The 13,836-nt window shown below is 70.6% G+C and carries 13 protein-coding genes and 1 pseudogene; 8 read left to right on the top strand and 6 right to left on the bottom strand.

The window, feature by feature from the left end; genetic code table 11:
• Nucleotides 1-43: 43 nt before the first annotated feature.
• The gene (locus C7C46_RS13230; protein WP_110669096.1) at nt 44-772 is read right to left on the bottom strand and encodes a TetR/AcrR family transcriptional regulator; all 729 of its coding nucleotides are present in this window, start codon (nt 770-772) and stop codon (nt 44-46) included.
• Between the two features lie 190 nt (nt 773-962).
• On the opposite strand from C7C46_RS13230, the gene C7C46_RS13225 reads away from it, so the two are divergent.
• On the top strand, nt 963-1,550 hold the full coding sequence (locus tag C7C46_RS13225) for a flavodoxin family protein (RefSeq protein ID WP_110669094.1): 588 nt from the start codon (nt 963-965) through the stop codon (nt 1,548-1,550).
• Nucleotides 1,551-1,670: 120 nt separating this feature from the next.
• Complete coding sequence (locus tag C7C46_RS13220; protein WP_110669092.1) at nt 1,671-2,660, top strand: aldo/keto reductase; 990 nt, start codon at nt 1,671-1,673, stop codon at nt 2,658-2,660.
• Nucleotides 2,661-2,718: 58 nt separating this feature from the next.
• Here the strand turns inward: C7C46_RS13220 and C7C46_RS13215 are convergent.
• From C7C46_RS13215 to C7C46_RS13200, 4 genes and pseudogenes are all read right to left on the bottom strand, one after another.
• Nucleotides 2,719-3,065, bottom strand: a pseudogene (locus C7C46_RS13215) (aldo/keto reductase); the annotation flags it as partial.
• 131 nt (nt 3,066-3,196) lie between these two features.
• Entirely contained in the window at nt 3,197-3,814 is a 618-nt protein-coding gene (locus C7C46_RS34305) for a hypothetical protein (RefSeq protein ID WP_146259079.1), read from the bottom strand.
• 41 nt (nt 3,815-3,855) lie between these two features.
• A complete protein-coding gene (locus C7C46_RS13205; protein WP_110669088.1) occupies nt 3,856-6,099 on the bottom strand; it encodes a hypothetical protein in 2,244 nt (747 codons plus the stop codon).
• Nucleotides 6,100-6,212: 113 nt separating this feature from the next.
• Nucleotides 6,213-6,662, bottom strand: a complete 450-nt coding sequence (locus C7C46_RS13200; protein WP_146259078.1) for a hypothetical protein — start codon at nt 6,660-6,662, stop codon at nt 6,213-6,215.
• A 372-nt stretch (nt 6,663-7,034) separates the two neighbouring features.
• Here C7C46_RS13200 and C7C46_RS13195 point away from each other — a divergent pair, with 372 nt between their 5' ends.
• Nucleotides 7,035-8,840 (top strand): alkaline phosphatase family protein, encoded by a 1,806-nt coding sequence (locus C7C46_RS13195; RefSeq protein ID WP_110669084.1) that lies wholly within the window; start codon nt 7,035-7,037, stop codon nt 8,838-8,840.
• Nucleotides 8,841-8,913: 73 nt separating this feature from the next.
• On the top strand, nt 8,914-9,624 hold the full coding sequence (pyrF, locus tag C7C46_RS13190; protein ID WP_110669082.1) for an orotidine-5'-phosphate decarboxylase: 711 nt from the start codon (nt 8,914-8,916) through the stop codon (nt 9,622-9,624).
• A gap of 664 nt (nt 9,625-10,288) precedes the next feature.
• On the opposite strand, the gene C7C46_RS34990 is transcribed toward pyrF, so the two are convergent.
• Nucleotides 10,289-10,459: a hypothetical protein gene (locus C7C46_RS34990; RefSeq protein WP_181442331.1), complete on the bottom strand. Its 171-nt coding sequence runs from the start codon at nt 10,457-10,459 to the stop codon at nt 10,289-10,291.
• A gap of 285 nt (nt 10,460-10,744) precedes the next feature.
• Here C7C46_RS34990 and C7C46_RS13185 point away from each other — a divergent pair, with 285 nt between their 5' ends.
• From C7C46_RS13185 to C7C46_RS13170, 4 genes are all read left to right on the top strand, one after another.
• On the top strand, nt 10,745-11,575 hold the full coding sequence (locus C7C46_RS13185; protein WP_110669080.1) for a helix-turn-helix domain-containing protein: 831 nt from the start codon (nt 10,745-10,747) through the stop codon (nt 11,573-11,575).
• Between the two features lie 2 nt (nt 11,576-11,577).
• Nucleotides 11,578-11,778 (top strand): DUF397 domain-containing protein, encoded by a 201-nt coding sequence (locus C7C46_RS13180; protein WP_110669078.1) that lies wholly within the window; start codon nt 11,578-11,580, stop codon nt 11,776-11,778.
• Nucleotides 11,779-11,873: 95 nt separating this feature from the next.
• The gene (locus C7C46_RS13175) at nt 11,874-13,121 is read left to right on the top strand and encodes a sensor histidine kinase (protein ID WP_110669076.1); all 1,248 of its coding nucleotides are present in this window, start codon (nt 11,874-11,876) and stop codon (nt 13,119-13,121) included.
• Entirely contained in the window at nt 13,109-13,795 is a 687-nt protein-coding gene (locus tag C7C46_RS13170; RefSeq protein WP_110669074.1) for a response regulator, read from the top strand. The genes C7C46_RS13175 and C7C46_RS13170 overlap by 13 nt, the downstream gene beginning before the upstream one ends.
• Nucleotides 13,796-13,836 lie beyond the last annotated feature (41 nt).

Below are 13,836 nucleotides of genomic sequence, written 5' to 3'. Positions count from 1 at the left end.
GAGCATGCTGTAGCAGCTCCAGGCCTGATCGACCGGACAGGTCCTAGTCGGCCAGTCGCTGCAGCCAGTCGCGCAGCAGGGCCGCCTCCGTCTCCCGCAGGGGCACTCCGGGGTTCGCGGCCGGGGGTCCGGCGGCGAGCGCCGCGTTAAGCGCGGCGTCGAGGGCGAGCGCGCGCGAGGCCAGGTCCGGACCGGACGGAGCGGGGGCGTCGGTGGTGACGGAGGCGATAACGGTGTCCCGCAGCCGGGTGGAGACGGCCAGGTCCCGTTGCGAGGGCTCTTCGCCGATCAGCGCCAGCGTGGCCCCGGTGGTCGCCGCGTGGATGACGCGGGCCGCCCGGGCCACCGGGATCCGCAGGCGTCCCGCGTCGGCCGTCCGGCTCAGCAGGGCCACCAGCAGGGCGTGCGCCTCGTCCGCGGCGGGGGGCCGGCGCCCGGGCTGCACGGTGCCGTACATGAGCACGTAGAACGCGGGGTGCCGCAGCCCGAAGTCGACGTGCAGGTCCCAGCCGCGGTGGAGGTCGGCGACCGGATCGGCGCGGGTCAGCGCCAACGCCTCCCGCTTCTCGGCCAGGTAGGTCTCGAACCCGTAGGCGGCCAGCTCGGCCAGGAGCCTGTCCTTGTCCTCGAACATCCGGTACAGCGCCGGGGCCGTGATGCCCGCGGCCGCGGCGACGGCGCGGGTGGAGACCGCCCCGCTGCCGCCCTCCTCCAGCAGTTCGGCGGCCACCTGCAGTACCTGGCGTCGCGCGTCGCGTCGTCCCTCACTCATGGAACGACGATATCGCATCTTGCGGATCAGTGGATTAACGGTGCTACTGTTTTGACCGGAACATCGATCCAACCGGCGGCGACCGATACCGGCCCGCACGGTCCGGCGTGCGCCGCGCCCGTCCGGGCGGCGCGCCGTCCACCGGCACTTCCATCGAACAGGCCGCCGTCGCGGCAGAAGAGGCACACCCATGTCCGACATCTCGATCGTCATCGCGTCGCACTCCGGCTACGGCCACACCGCACAACTCGCCGTGGCCGTGGCCGCCGGCGCGCGCTCCCTCGACGGGACACAGGTCCACCAGGTGGACGTCGCCTCCCTCGGCGACGCCGACTGGGAGCTGATGGACGCCGCGGACGCCATCATCTTCGGCACTCCCACCTACATGGGCACCGCCTCGGGGGCCTTCCACGCCTTCGCCGAGGCCACCAGCAAGCGCTGGAGCACCCGCGCCTGGAGCGACAAGCTCGCGGCGGGGTTCACCAACTCCGGTTCCATGAGCGGCGACAAGCTGCACACCCTGCAGTACCTCTCGCTGCTGGCCGCCCAGCACGGAATGCTCTGGGTGAGCCTGGACCTCCTGCCGGGCTGGAACACCACCACCTCCGGCCCCCAGGACGACAACCGCCTCGGCTTCTACCTCGGTGCCGGGGCGCAGAGCTTCAACGACACGCCCGCCGTCCACGACTCGGACCTGAGCACCGCCCGCCACCTCGGCCGGCGCGTCGCCGAGCACACCCGCATCCACCGGGCCGGCCTGGCGGCCGCGGCGCGCTGACGCCGCGGCCCGTACGCAACCACCCACGCCACACCTCCGGTGTCCCCCGCCGGCACCCGGGCCGCCCTTCGACGGGCGCCCGCCGGCGGGGCGGCACCGGTCCTCCCCGAGGAGTACTTCGTGCAACACCGGACACTGGGAAGCCAGGGCCTGGAGGTCTCGGCGATCGGCTACGGCGCGATGGGCCTGACCATGGCCTACGGGTCCGCCGACGAAGGGACCGGCATCGCCGCCCTGCGTCGCGCGTACGAACTGGGCGTCACCCTCTTCGACACCGCCGAGATGTACGGCCTGGGCACCGGATCCAACGAGGCCCTGGTCGGCAGGGCGGTCAAGGGCTTCCGCGAGGACGTGGTCCTCGCGACCAAGTTCGGCGTCGACGTGTCGGTGCCCGCGGAGCGGATCGGCAAGGCCCTCGACAGCAGGCCCGACAGCATCCGCAGGGCCGCCGACACCAGCCTGCGCCACCTCGGCGTGGACCACGTCGACATCCTCTACCAGCACCGCGTCGATCCCGAGGTGCCCGTGGAGGAGGTCGCGGGCACCGTCAAGGAGCTGATCGAGGCGGGCAAGGTGAAGTACTTCGGCCTCAGCGAGGCCGGACCCGAGACGATCCGCCGGGCGCACGCCGTGCAGCCGGTCTCCGTCCTGCAGACCGAGTACTCCCTGTTCGAGCGGGACGTCGAGCAGATCCTCCCCGTCCTGGACGAGCTCGGCATCGGCTTCGTCGCCTACTCCCCGCTCGGCCGCGGGTTCATCACCGGCACCGCCGAACCCGCGGGCCGGTACGGAGCCGCCGACGTGCGCAACACCGACCCGCGCTGGCAGCCGGGCAACTTCGAGCGCAACGCCGAAGCCGTCGGCCGGCTCGCCGAACTCGCGGCGGCCAAGGGCGCCACCGTCGCCCAGCTGGCCCTGGCCTGGCTGCTGGCCCGGGGCGGGCACATCGTGCCGATCCCCGGCAGCCGCAGTCCGCAGCGCATCGAGGAGAACGTCGGCAGCGCCGACCTCGCCCTCACCGGTGCCGACCTCGATGCCATCGACGAGATCCTGCCCCGCGGCGGCTTCGGCGCCCGCTACACCGAGGGGCACGTGCCGACGTGGATCTGAGCGCGCGGCGCCACCGACGGCGCGGCCCCCCGGGGCCGCGCCCCCCTTCCCGGCCGGCTCAGGCCGACTGCTCCAGCAGTGCCAGCTCCTGTTCGGTCAGCCGCAGCGCCGCGGCCGCCACGTTCTGCTCCAGGTGCGCCGGGTTGCCGGTGCCGGGGATGGCCAGCACGTGGGGGCCCTGGTGCAGGGTCCAGGCCAGCCGGATCTGCGCGAGGGTGGCCCCGTGCGCCTCGGCCACCGCGAGGACCCGTTGGTCCACCGCGCCGGCCGCCGCCGGGCCGCGCTCACGGCCCTCGCCGGGACGAACGCGATGTCCAGCTCGCCGCAGCGGCGCAGCAGCGCGTCACTGCGGCGGTGGTCCAGGTGGAACCGGTTCTGCACGCAGACCACCGGCGCGATGGCCTGCGGCGCGCAACCTGGCCATCGGCGCCCTCCGCATCACCGGCTGCGACAACATCGCCGCGGGCCTGCGCAGGCACGGCCGAGACGCCACCCGACCGCTGGCCACCCTCGGCATCACGTGATTCAAGCGCGAGTCACGCCCACGGGAAGTCCGGAAGAATCGGCGCCCGATCGGGCAGCGTGACACCGGGGCAGGGGTACTGCTGGGCGAAGAGCTTGGCGACCTTGAGGACCATCGTCGCCTCGGCCTGGCGGAGATCGGTAGGCGGTACCGGGGCTCCGAGGCGGTACACCGTGTGCAGCGAGACCACCGCGTAGCCCTTGGCCGGCTGCCCGGCGGAATCCTGGAAGGTGCACGGGATGCCCAGCTTCACGAAGTAGTCGTTGCCGGCCACCTCCCACGCGAGGTTTCCGTCCCCGAAGGCGAGCGGCTGCACCTTGCCGAGACTCTCGTCCACCTTCCTGCTGGTCTGCAGATCACCGAAGTAGAGGTTGACGTCCGGGCCGACGACCGGCATTGACCAGTCCTTACCGCTGCCCGTCGACAGCAGGCAGCTGTACCCGTCCTTCGTGGCCTGGGGCGTCGCCTGCAAAGTGCCGGGTTTGGTCGCGGCCGTCAGCGGATGGTCCTTCTGTGCCAACGGACGGAGGTCGTCGGCGCTCAGTGCACCCCAGCAGGCAGTCGTCGGCAGGCTGGCCACCGAGGCCTGCCAGGGCCGCCACACGACGAGCACCACTGCGGTGGCGACCACCGCAACGAGAGCAGTCAACGACCATCGACGGGATACCGCGTTCACTTGTCCCCCTGATGGACGCTCAGGTCCAGACCGAGCCCGGCGGCGAAGCCGACCTCCGCCGCCTGGCCCACGTTGGCCGTGGTCTGCCCGGCGGGATCCAATCCGGTGTTCAGCAAAGCCTGCCGAGTCGCGTCCTGGGCCGCTTGGGCGGCCGCGGCCTTGCCGGAGGTCACGATGTCCGTGTTCGTGCTGATGCTCTGGGCGGTGCTGTCGTGGTGGTAGCTGTTTCCGATGTCTGTGATCATGCCGCTGACCTGGTCATTCGCGATGTCGCCGAGGATGGGCACCTTGCCGACCACGCCGCCTACCGTCTGGCTGTAGATCGTGTTGGCGATGCCGGTGTTGCTGTCGATCGCCTGGTTGTAGGCCGCGTCGGACGCCCAGCCGGCCTGGGCGACCCCTCGGGCACGGCCGTTGGCGAGAATGCCGTCGACCTGACCGCCCTGACTGGCCACTCGTGCCAGGTTGGCATTGACGTCGCCCGGCTGGTGCGCCTCGTTCTGGATCTGTCCTGCCAGGTAACCGTTCTGGGCCTGCTGAACGGTGCCGTATGAACCCGGGTCCTGCCCGAGGGCATCCACCAGGCCGAACGTGTGGTTCTGGTCCAGGTTCGCCGGAGCGCCGAAGACACTGAGGTGGCTACCGGCGGGGAAGCTGACGGCCTGGTTGACGTCCCCGATGTACGACGCCGTCATGTTCGCCAAGCTCCCGTTCATCGCGCGGAACGGTGCCCCGTCCCCCTGGATCAGGCTCGGGTTGCCCCCGAACTTGTCCACCACCTGCCGCATCACGTCGTTCGTCGCCTCCGTGTGCTGCGGCAGCGGGGTCCCGTTCGGTGCGTCCCACGCCACGCCCGTGGTGCCGGCCTGCAAGGCGTGGCCGAGTGCCGTCGGCTCGTAGGCGGCTGCCGTGGCCAGGCTGTTCTGGTTCGGCCAGGCGACGTCTGCGAACGTCCGGTTCTTGTCGGTGTCCGTCAGGAAGTTCAGGTAGCCGTTGGGCGCGGTGTGGCCGCTCGGGGTGCCGTCGGCGTTGTAGAGCGTCTCGGGATTGTGGAAGAAGTCCGTGGCCGCCGCGGGGCTGTGGCCCAGGCCCTCCAGGATGCTCGAGACGGGGTTGAAACCGGAGCCGCCGCCCAGGAAGTTGGTCTTCACGTCGGGGCAGGGCGGCTGCGGCATGGCCATCGCCCACATGTCGGGGTTCTTCTGCGTCAACTGGGTGACGTGCTCGGCGATCGGGTCCAGGAAGCGCGGGTCGTAGTTCCCGGTGCGCAGGATGCTGCCCAGGATCTGGTAGCCGTAGGGCTGGTAGTTGAAGTCGTCGGGGCCGGCCAGCTGGATCCGCTGGGCGCCCGCCGCGCGCAGGCCGGCCTCCCACTGGTCGGACAGGTGCGGCCAGTTCTGGGTGTTGGTGGCGCTGGCGAGCGAGGTGCCGAGCTGCGTCTGCATGTCCGTCAGGATGTCCAGGCGCGCCTGGTCCGGCTTGATGAGCCCGGTCGAGCCCTCGGAGAGCTGGCCCCAGAACTTCAGCGTGCCCTGCGGGCCCAGATCCCTGTAGAACGCGGTGCTGAACGCCGGATCGTTGGCGTGCGCCTTCAGCAGGGCGTCCAGCTGAGCGAGTTGGGCATTGGTGAGGTTGTTGCCCTGGCTCGCGAGAGCGGCCGCCTGGGCGGCCTCCTCCTCGGGGATGCCGCCCACCGGCGCCGCGTTGAAGCTCTGCTGGTTGGTGCCGGTGTCCGCGGCCAGCGCCGCGGCGGCGGCCTGGTCGGCCTCGGTCGCCTGCTGCAGCACGGTCTTCAGGCGCTGCGCAAGGTTGGCCGCTTCCTGGTCCATGCCCTGGCGGTACTCCTCGCGGACCCCGGCGTTGTGCGGCAGGTCGGGCGGCATGGTCCAGGTGACCTGGGTGCCGTCGGCAGAGATCGTCAACCCCTGGGTCTGGGCGTCCTGCTGGATCTGGTGCAGCGTCTTCTGGCAGGCGGCGAACTGGTCGTGGGCGTCGCGCAGTGCCTTCGCCAGGGCGCTGGTCTCGTTGAACGCCGCCTCGATCTGGGTGCGGGCCTGGGTCAGCTGCCCGACCGCGGCCTGTGCGGCCGGGCCGGACCAGCCACTGGCGGACAGGGGGTTGAGCACGTCGCCCTGGAAGTCCGATTCGTACTCCCACTTGCGGACCAGTTGCTCGAAGTCGGTGGCGACCGTGTCCAGCGCGGAAAGATTGGTGTTGGCGAGCTCGTCGTACGTCACCATGCGGCTGTCTGCTTCCCCGTCCTCGTAACCGTCGATCCAGCGATCCAGCAATCCGTCGACCAGTCGACCCCTCGACCCGTCGAACCTGTCGACCCGTCGAACCTGTCGACCCGTCAGAAGTCCATGCCGCGGAGGTGGGCGTGGTTGGCGTTGTCCGTGCGGGTGTACCCGGCGGCGCTGTCCTGCATGTTCTGCCCGATGGTGATCAGGTTGCCGCCCAGGGTGAGGAACTGCATCTCCCAGGTCTGGTGCGCGGTGGTGATGGCACCGCCGACGGCCCAGCCGCTCATCGCCGTCGCGGCCGCGAACATGCTGTTGCCGGCCGGGATCTGGCAGTCGGCGACCATCCGGTTCCCCAGTTGGAGGGCGTTCTGCCCGGCGGTGTGCAGCGCGGCCGGGGTCACCACCAGCGGCTGACCGCCGCCGCTGCCGCTGCCGCCGGTGCCTATCGCGGCCGGGGTGCCGGCCAGGTCGGGGTGCTGCTGCCGCGCCTGCGGCGTGAGGTTCCCGGACTTGTCGAACATCCACGGGTCCAGCTGGTGGTTGAGGTCCGAGTCCGCCATGGTCATTCTTCTCCCCCGCGTCAGCGCCTTGGATCACCCTTGTCAGGGAATCTATGTCCGAATCCGTTCCCCTGTCCACGGAACGTCCAGTCCCGCCAAGAGCCGCCACGCACACGAGGGAAAGGCGCCGGTCGAGCCCCGACCTCAGGCCGCCCCCCGACCATGCCGACCGGCACGGGCACGGGCACGGGCATGGGCTCATGACCGTCCAAGCACAACTTGTCTGAACAACAGTTGACGAGTTGTCCAAGCAACTAGGCCGAACTTGTCTGAGCAAGTTCGGTCGAAGTTCTTCCGTTGGACAGCCCCGACCGATACCTATGTCCCGTTCATCTCAATTCCCCCTCAGCGATTGGGACGAGGTACCTCCGAATGCGACTGCGCTGGAGCCCCCTGCTGGCCGCCACCCTGCCCCTGCTCGGTGCGCTCGTCGTCACCGCGCCCGCACCCGCCCAGGCGGCCGCCGCCGGCGGCAACCTGCTCGTCAACGGCGACGCCGAGGCCGGCGGCTACTGCACCGGAGACTGGAGCGCGGCCACCACCGTCCCGGGCTGGACCGTCCAGGCCGGCGGGGTCAACGTGATGTGCCACTCGGTCGCCTCCTTCGGCCTGCCGGGCACCGGCACCCCGGGTAAGGCCTTCTTCGGCCCCGGCAACTTCGGCGACGGCTCGATGTCGCAGTCGGTCGACGTCTCCTCGGCCGCGAGCGCCATCGACGGCGGCGGCGTGCACTACAACCTGGCCGGCTGGCTGGGTGGTTGGACCACCTACGGCGGCTACGCCGCGGTGGCCGTGCACTTCCAGGACGTGCACGGCAACCCGCTCGGCAGCACCGGCAAGCTGCCCACCGTCTCCGCGACCGACCGCGGGCTGTCCAGCAAGTTCCTCGCCCGCAGCACCACCGGCGCCGTCCCGGCCGGCACCCGGTCGATCCAGGTCGAGGTCCAGTTCCTGTCCACCAGCAGCGAGACCGGCTACCTGGACAACCTCTCGCTCAGCCTCGACACCCCGGTCACCACGCCGGCCCCGGTCGCCCCGCCCGTCTCCCAGGTGCCGGGCTACGACCACGTGTTCACCGTCATGATGGAGAACACCGACTACTCCGAGATCATGAACGACCCGACCGACACCCCGTTCACGCACAGCCTGATGGCGCAGGGTGCCACCCTCACCGACGCGCACGGCGTCTACCACCCGAGCGACGAGAACTACCTCGCCATCGCCGGCGGCGACACCTACACCAAGGGTGCCACCTACTGGCCCAACATCAACTCCCCGCAGCGCAACCTCGGTGACACCCTGGAGGCCGCCGGCAAGAGCTGGAAGGCCTACGAGCAGGGCATGGGCACCCCCTGCAACACGACCACGCAGTACGACGCCAAGTACATGCCGGACGACGCTCCATTCATCAACTACACCGACATCAGCGGCAACGCGGCCCGCTGCGCGGCGCACCTGTTCGACACCACGCAGCTGACCACCGATCTCAAGTCGGCCGCCACCACGCCGAACTTCTCCTGGATCGCCGCCGACGACTACTACGACGGCGAGGCCTCCGGGAACGGCAGCGCCACCAGCCTGCAGGTGCAGGACGGTTGGCTGAAGCAGACGCTGGCCCCGGTGCTCTCCTCCCCCGCCTGGACCCAGCAGCGCTCGCTGCTCGTGCTCACCTGGGACGAGAGCGAGACCGAGGGCTACAACCACGTGGCCACCGTCGTGCTCGGCTCGCGGGGCACCGTCCCGGCCGGCACCAGCAGCCCGGCGCACTACGACCACTACTCGATCGGCCGCACCATCGAGAGCGCGCTCGGCCTTCCTGGCCTGACCGCCAACGACACCTACGCGACCCCGCTGAACGCCGCCTTCGCGCCGGCCACGGCCACCGGTCCCACCCTGACCGGCGACCTGAACGCGGTCGCGAGCGGCGGCAACCTCACGCTGCGCTACGCGCTGCCGAACGCCTCCCAGGTCAGCGCGAAGAACTGGGTCGGCCTCTACCCGGCGGGCGTCAAGCCGGGCGCGCAGTCCTCGCTCGTCTGGTCCTACACGCCCAACCAGAGCGGCGCGGTGACCCTGTCCACCGGCAAGCTGAGCGCCGGGTCCAAGTACGACGCGTACTACCTGGCCAACGACGGCTACTCGGTGCTGGCCGGTCCGTTCACGGTGACCGTGGGCTGACGCCGGACGCGGGATGCCGGACGGCGGATGCCGGTGAGATGCAGGTCCGTGGCCATGATCCACAATCGGCGCCATGGACCCGCACCGTCAGATCATCGTCGCCCTGGACTTCGACAACCGCGCCGCCGCCGAAGCCCTGGTGACCCGACTCGGCAACGCGTGCCACTGCTACAAGGTGGGCCTGGAAATGCTCACCGCGGCCGGGCCGTCGTTGGTGACCTGGCTGGTCGAGCAGGGCAAGGAGGTCTTCCTGGACCTCAAGCTCTTCGAGATTCCGAACTCGGTGGCCGGTGCGGTCCGCGCGGCGGGCGCCCTCGGGGTGTCGATGGTGACCGTGCACAGCATGGGCGGACCGGGCATCCTGGGCGCGGCGGTGGCGGCCGCCCGCGAGTTCCCCGGCCTGCCGGTCCTGGCCCTGACGGTGGTCACCAGCATGACCGACGCCGACCTCGCGGCGGTGGGCGTGAGCGTGGCCGTGGGCTCCGGCGTGGCGGACCAGGTCCTGCGACTGGCGGCGCTGGTCCAACGCGCCGGCTGCGACGGGGTGATCGCCTCGCCGCAGGAAGTCGCCAGCCTGCGGGGGCCGTTGGGCCCCGAGGCACTCGTCGTCACCCCGGGCGTGAGCCTCCCGGGCGGCTCCCCGGACGACCACGCCCGGGCCGTCACCCCCGGCGCGGCCGTTGCTGACGGTGCGTCACACGTGGTCGTGGGCCGCGGCGTCAGCCGGGCGGCCGACCCTGCGGCGGCCTTCGCCCTGGTGCGGGAGCACCTGGCGGCGTACTGACGGCGGGTCGCTGCCAAGGGGGTTGGTAGGAGCGACCGTCACCGCGCTTGGCCGTGGGAGCCAGCCGCTCGCTCCCTCCCGGTCCGTCGGCGCGACCGGAACTGCCCAGCCACTCCGGCCGGCGTCGCGTGAGCCTCACCGAGCCCACGGGCCCCACCACTTCGGCGGCGGCGGGTCCGCCGGGACCGAGGTCGGCTGGTCAGGATGCAACCCGAGGCGCCGAAGCGCGTCGGCGCGGAAGCGGACGGCGACCGTGCCGTGCCAGCGCCCGTCCGCGCGCTTGCCGCACATCAGGTCGATCCTGACCTCGTCGGCGGCGAACGGGTACCAGTCGATGCCGCGGTCGCGCAGTCAAACCGCCGTCAGTCGACCCGGCCGCGGGGAGCCGGCGACGTTCTCGAAGCAGAAGAGAGTCACCCAGTCGAAGTTCTGGTCTGTCATGCCGACATGATGCCCCGGCCCGCACACCTGCGGCGCTGGGTTTTTCGGCGTCAGCAGCTGCTCGTCCCCACCCCACTCACGGGGTGCTGGGCGACGAGGTGCCGGCGCCAGAGCACCCGCACGTCCGTCCACTCGGAGGTCTGCGCCGGCGTCGCCGCGAGGCGAGCCAGGAATCGCGCGCACTCGGCACAGTCGGGAACCGGCTCGGGACTGGGCAACTCGTTCACGCGGGCTCCCCGGACTGCGCGCAGCAGCGCTGACACCGGCACGGGTGGTCCTCCAGGAACCGCGAACCGTCGGGCTCCACCCCGGCGGTCTCGGTCGCGGTCAGGTCGGTACGGGTCCCGTCGGGGGCCAGCCGGTAGACGCGCAGGGTCATCCTGGGCTCGGGCATGGGTGGTTCCTCACTTCGCGGTGCAGAGGGGGCAGTTGTGCCATCGAAGGGGGCAGCGAGGCCGTCGGCGCACCCTGCTCACCAGGGCACGGAGCCGGTCGAGTCGCTTGGCCATGAAGGGAGCTCACTCCCTTTCGGGGGCGTGCGAGATGGGTGTGGGCAACCGGCAGACGGATCCCACCGTCGCAATCGGTAGCCAGGTGACTACCGGCAGGGACTACGATCGCCAGTCAGCGGGAGTCTCGCAACTCTCGGAACTCAAAAGGTGAGTTGACGGAGGGCCAGATGAATCTGAAGCGCCTTGACCCAAGCGTCTCCCCCGGGGCTGCGTTCGGCGACCAACTCCGCAGGTCACGCAATGAGCGCGGCTTGACCCAAGATCAGCTGGGCCAGCATCTGGGGTGCACTGGCGGTCATATCTCCGGGCTCGAAACAGCCGTGAAGTCACCCGGCCGCAAGTTCGCCGTCAAGGCCGATGCGTTCTTCGGGACCGGACTCACCTTCCAGATCCTTTGGCAGGCGATCAAGAATCGCGCCTTGCTGGAAGGGTTCTCGGAGTACCTGGCAGAGGAAGCTCGTGCGACCGAGATCCGCATGTTCGAGCTGGACGTGATCCCCGGACCGTTGCAGACACCCGACTACGCCGCGGCCTTAGCCAGCGCCGATGTCGCACGCGGCCTCATCGACGAGAAGCAGGCCAGCGAACGTCTGGCCCTGCTCGCCGCCCGCCAGCGCCGCCTCCTCGATGGTCCAGCAGCTCCCTACATCTACATCGCCCTCAACGAAGCCTGCCTGCGGCGAGTCGTCGGAGGCCGGAGGGTCCTCGTCGGCCAGCTGGATTTCGTGGAGGACCTGGCTTCCCGACCGAAGGTCACGATCCAGGTAGCGCCATTTTCCATGGGCGAGTCGCGTCCCTTCACAGTGCCGATCGTGCTGGCCACCCTGCCGGACCGACGCTTGGCCGGGTACACGGAGTCCGAAGGATCCGGCTACCTCCAGAGAGACGCTGACATTCTCTCCACCTGGGACAGGAACTACCATCGTCTCCAAGTGGGGGCGCTATCTGAGCTAGCGTCACTTGAGATGCTTCGCGCTGTTCGGAAGGAAATTCAGTGAGTATGGACACGTCCAGCGCCCGCTGGCAGAAGTCGTCCTACAGCCAGCAGGGGGGCAACTGCCTGGAGATTGCCCGTGGGCTTCGCGGCGTCATGCCGGTCCGCGACTCCAAGGACCCGCACGGCCCCGCCCTGGCCTTCCCCGCCCCCTCCTGGACCGACTTCCTCGCCGGCCTCAAGGCCGGGGCTTTCCGCTCCTCCTGATCCAACCCGCGCACACAGAACGCACCACTGGTTCGCCATGAGGTCGGGTACTGGGTTCATGGCACCGCCATCCTGCGGTGCCCTAGCGTAGGGCCATGACCATTCCAGCGGGGCTGAGACGCTCGGCCCTTCGGGCACGGCGGGACACCGGCTTTCTGGCCGCCGGTGTCCCGCCGCACCTGGCGTTGGTGCCCGTGTGGGCCTGGGCGGCGGCGACTAGCGCCGAGACCGGGAACTGGCTCCTGACGGCGTCCGTGTCGGCCCCGCTGATCCTGCTCGGCACCCCGGTACTGACGGCCGCTCAGCGGGCCCGCTACCGGGCGCTCATCGGTGTGGACGTCCCCCGGCTCACCCCCGCCGCGCCGGATCGATGGACGTGGGCTTCGGTCGTTCGGTGGCTCGCGGCGACGCGGCCTTGGCGCAAGATCGGCTACCACCTCCTGCTGGGCCCGCTGCTCGCGCTGCTGGAACTGCTGGTGCTCGTGCTGGCGGCGGCGGGCCTGGCGGGCACCATCGCCTACGCCTGGGCATGGGCGCTGCCGGGCGGACTCCGCCAGGACTGGTTCGGCTACCTGACCCAGCTGCCGGTCTACACAGCGGCCGGACTCCTCCTCCTGGGCGCCCTGCCCTGGACCGCATGGGCAGTAGCCCGGGCCGAGGCGCGGCTGGCGTTGGGCCTGCTCGGGCCCAGCCGGGCGCAGCGGCTCCAGGAGCGGGTCGATCAGCTGGCCGTGAGTCGGACCGACTTGATCGAGGCCGTCGACGCGGAGCGCCGCCGGATCGAGCGCGACCTGCACGACGGCACCCAGCAGCGGTTGGTATCCCTCGCGGTCAACCTGGGTCTGGCCATTGCCGGCCGCCCGGACCTGCCGAGTGATGCCCGCGACGTGATCGCGAGAGCGCACCTGGAGGCGAAGGAGGCCATCGTCGAACTCAATGACCTGGTGCGGGGGCTGCACCCGGCCGTGCTCGAAGACCGGGGGCTGGACGCGGCGTTGTCCGGGCTGGCTGCCCGCACGCCCCTGCCGGTGCGGCTGCGGGTCGATCTGGAGGAGCGGGTGGCGCCCAGCGTGGAGTCGGTCGCGTACTTCGTGATCTCGGAGGCGCTGACCAATGCGACGAAGCACGCCAATGCGATGCGTGCAGAGGTGACAGTCCGTCAGGTCGGCGAGATGCTGCGAGTGCGCGTTACCGACGACGGGCTGGGCGGTGCCGACGCCGCCGCCGGCACGGGGCTGACCGGGCTGGCCAAGCGGGTCGGCTCCCTCGACGGGGCCTTCCACGTCAGCAGCCCCGTCGGCGGCCCCACCACCATTACCGCGGAGCTGCCGTGCGCGCGGTGATCGCCGAGGATTCGGTGCTGTTGCGGGTCGGCCTGATCAAGGTGCTGGAGATGGGCGGGTTCCAGGTCGCCGCGGAAGCCGGCGACGCGGAGGGACTGTTGGCGTCGGTGGCGGAGCACCGGCCCGAACTCGCCCTGATCGACGTCCGGATGCCGCCCGGCTTCACCGACGAGGGGGTGCGTGCGGCGATGGAGATCCGTCGGCGCTGGCCGGGGACGGCGGTGGTACTGCTTTCGCAGTACGTGGAGGAGCGGTACGCGGCTGACCTGCTGTCCGCGCACACCAGCAGTGTGGGCTACCTGCTCAAGCAGCGGGTTGCCGATGTCGCCGACTTCGTGGCGGCGGTCCGGCGGGTGGCCGACGGGGGCACCGCCCTGGACCCGCAGGTCGTCGCCCAGTTGCTGCTGCGGCGCGACAGCGACCCCCTCGCGCGGCTGACCCCCCGCGAACGGGAGGTGCTCGGCCTGATGGCCGAGGGGCGCTCCAATGCCGGCATCGCGCAGGCGCTGGTGGTCAGCGAGAGCGCCGTGGCCAAGCACATCAACAACATCTTCGCCAAGTTCGACCTGCCCGTGGTCGATGCCGACCATCGCCGTGTCCTGGCCGTGCTGCGGTTCCTCGGCGTGTCCGGGCCCAACCGGCCGTTCCCGCCGGCCCGGGACGATCGCCCGTGAAATGCGTTGGCGGTCCTGCCGTTCGTACCGGCATCCTGTCC

It is taken from the genome of Streptomyces tateyamensis (assembly GCF_003205575.1).
Lineage (GTDB): Bacteria > Actinomycetota > Actinomycetes > Streptomycetales > Streptomycetaceae > Kitasatospora > Kitasatospora tateyamensis.
This window is presented reverse-complemented; position numbering and strand designations above follow the sequence as displayed.

Excerpts from the sequence above, each read along its gene's own strand:
- C7C46_RS13230 (WP_110669096.1), bottom strand. The coding sequence starts at position 772 with ATGAGTGAGGGACGACGCGACGCGCGACGCCAGGTACTGCAGGTGGCC.
- C7C46_RS13225 (WP_110669094.1), top strand. The coding sequence starts at position 963 with ATGTCCGACATCTCGATCGTCATCGCGTCGCACTCCGGCTACGGCCAC.
- C7C46_RS13205 (WP_110669088.1), bottom strand. The coding sequence starts at position 6,099 with ATGGTGACGTACGACGAGCTCGCCAACACCAATCTTTCCGCGCTGGAC.
- C7C46_RS13200 (WP_146259078.1), bottom strand. The coding sequence starts at position 6,662 with ATGGCGGACTCGGACCTCAACCACCAGCTGGACCCGTGGATGTTCGAC.
- C7C46_RS13195 (WP_110669084.1), top strand. The coding sequence starts at position 7,035 with ATGCGACTGCGCTGGAGCCCCCTGCTGGCCGCCACCCTGCCCCTGCTC.
- pyrF (WP_110669082.1), top strand. The coding sequence starts at position 8,914 with ATGGACCCGCACCGTCAGATCATCGTCGCCCTGGACTTCGACAACCGC.
- C7C46_RS34990 (WP_181442331.1), bottom strand. The coding sequence starts at position 10,459 with ATGCCCGAGCCCAGGATGACCCTGCGCGTCTACCGGCTGGCCCCCGAC.
- C7C46_RS13185 (WP_110669080.1), top strand. The coding sequence starts at position 10,745 with ATGAATCTGAAGCGCCTTGACCCAAGCGTCTCCCCCGGGGCTGCGTTC.
- C7C46_RS13180 (WP_110669078.1), top strand. The coding sequence starts at position 11,578 with ATGGACACGTCCAGCGCCCGCTGGCAGAAGTCGTCCTACAGCCAGCAG.
- C7C46_RS13175 (WP_110669076.1), top strand. The coding sequence starts at position 11,874 with ATGACCATTCCAGCGGGGCTGAGACGCTCGGCCCTTCGGGCACGGCGG.